This window comes from Ralstonia sp. OTU4908, assembly GCF_038440115.1.
GTDB classification, from domain to species: domain Bacteria; phylum Pseudomonadota; class Gammaproteobacteria; order Burkholderiales; family Burkholderiaceae; genus Ralstonia; species Ralstonia pickettii.
In genome coordinates this window covers 1-1,183 of record NZ_JASATD010000092.1, presented here as the reverse complement: position 1 = coordinate 1,183, position 1,183 = coordinate 1, and the positions used below count along the sequence as shown (strand labels likewise).

Below are 1,183 nucleotides of genomic sequence, written 5' to 3'. Positions count from 1 at the left end.
CATGTCAGCAGTCATCGGGCAGGTTCAGATCGATACGGCCAAGGTGTTGGTGAACGAAGTACAGATCGAATTGATCCCTGTGTTTAGGGTCGGGGCGCAATGCCACCGGCAAGCCGTGCAGGGCATTGGAGAGCTTGAAGCGCCAACTCCTGAAGCGTAGCTCCCCATTCCATCCGACGTTGAGGACGATGTCCTGCGGGCTGTACTCGATCGGTGCCAACGTAGACGGATACGGTCGCGGGCTGGGCCGGTAGCGTGTGATGGGCGTGGCCAGGTCGATGGCCTGGTGCGGGCGCTCGCAGTTATAGACGGTGCGCCAAGCATCCAGCGCGTGCTGGACCGCGTCGCAAGAGGCGAAGTAGCGCCCGGCCAGGGCCTCGGCCTTGAGCGTGCGGTGGAAGCGCTCGTCCTTGCCGTTGGTCTGCGGGTGGGCGGGGCGGCTGTAGCTCAGGCGCACACCGAGGCGGATGAGCCAGACGCCCAGGCCCGTGAGTTGCCCCGGCCGGGTGGGACTGCCCCAAGGTGCGCCGTTATCGGCGTTGATGCGCAGCGGCAGCCCATAGCGCTCGAAGGCCTGGCGCAAGTGACGCTGCACGACCGCGCTCTGCGTCTGCGTGCAGGCCGCCAGCACCAGGTTGAAGCGGGAGTGATCGTCGATCACGGTCAGCGGCGAGCAGCGCTGGCCGTCGGCCAACGCGAACCCGCCCTTGAAATCCATCTGCCAGAGTTGGTTCGGTTCAGCGTGCTCAAAGCGCTGCCAGGGCGTGGAGGCGTCTGAGGCTTCGGGTGCAATCAACCCATACCGATGCAGGATGGAGGTCACGGTGCTGGGCGCCGGTACATCACTCCAGCCCAAGTCGGCCAAGCGGCGGCTGATCTTGCGCCCGCCCCACGCAGGGTGCTGCTGGCGTAACGCGATGACGGCCTGTTCAAGCTCGGCCTCGGTACGCATCGGGCTGTGCGAGGGACGGCGCGTCCGGTCAGCCAGTCCGGCGTCCCCCGACTCAACGTAACGAGCCAGCCACTTGTAGCCGGTTTGCGGGCTGATGCCGAACCGCCGACACAGCTCGCGCCGGTTACAGCCTTCCTGCCGGGCCAATAGAACGAATTCCTGACGAAGGCTCATGGTGTCTCGTGTGCTCCAGGGCATGGCCTGACCTCCGAGCGAATGTGCCGCTCAAAG

Annotated in this window: 1 protein-coding gene; it reads right to left on the bottom strand. The window is 65.5% G+C overall.

Features of this window, described 5'->3' with window-relative positions:
- Window positions 1–4: 4 nt before the first annotated feature.
- A complete protein-coding gene (locus AAHM38_RS25425; protein WP_009239574.1) occupies window positions 5–1,150 on the bottom strand; it encodes an IS481 family transposase in 1,146 nt (381 codons plus the stop codon).
- Between the last annotated feature and the right edge of the window lie 33 nt (window positions 1,151–1,183).

What these genes read in the sequence shown, in the direction of transcription:
- AAHM38_RS25425 (WP_009239574.1), bottom strand. Translation starts at nt 1,150, where the DNA reads ATGCCCTGGAGCACACGAGACACCATGAGCCTTCGTCAGGAATTCGTT.